The sequence below is a fragment of the Flavobacterium cupreum genome, assembly GCF_003996965.1.
In the GTDB taxonomy this organism is placed as follows: domain Bacteria; phylum Bacteroidota; class Bacteroidia; order Flavobacteriales; family Flavobacteriaceae; genus Flavobacterium; species Flavobacterium cupreum.
The window spans coordinates 1-391 of sequence record NZ_QWDM01000101.1 but is presented as its reverse complement, the minus strand read 5'-3'; the positions used below and the strand labels follow the sequence as shown (position 1 = coordinate 391).

Here is a 391-nt window from a genome sequence, read left to right as displayed (position 1 = left end):
CAAAATCGATTTCTTCCATAAAAGCTTTATACCTAAACTTGGCAGTATTGATCAATCTTTCTACTTTTCGATTTTCTCTGTCATCATATTCAGAGTTAATTAAATAAGCAATAAGTTCATCATTTGTATAATCGATATTACTTGCCTCTAAAGTAGTATTAAAGGCTCTGGACATTCCGTAGAGCCTTAACTGTTTCATTTTTTCTAATGTTTGATCATTCATATAGTTATTTTATTAATGGTTGTTATTTGTAATATTCCTTACCTCTAATATTATTATGTATTGGTATTTCTTTATCTTCAATAGCAGGATCTTCATCAATGAAGTCTAATCCTTTCTCCAGGATAGATTTGATGATTGGGTAATTTATTTTTTCATAATCCATCGCTC

Annotated in this window: 1 protein-coding gene; it reads right to left on the bottom strand. The window is 28.9% G+C overall.

Annotated elements, in window-relative coordinates; genetic code table 11:
- Positions 1-223: ATP-binding protein (locus D0817_RS24965; protein ID WP_238160957.1), on the bottom strand; the 223-nt coding region annotated here is incomplete at its 3' end.
- Positions 224-391: the final 168 nt, after the last annotated feature.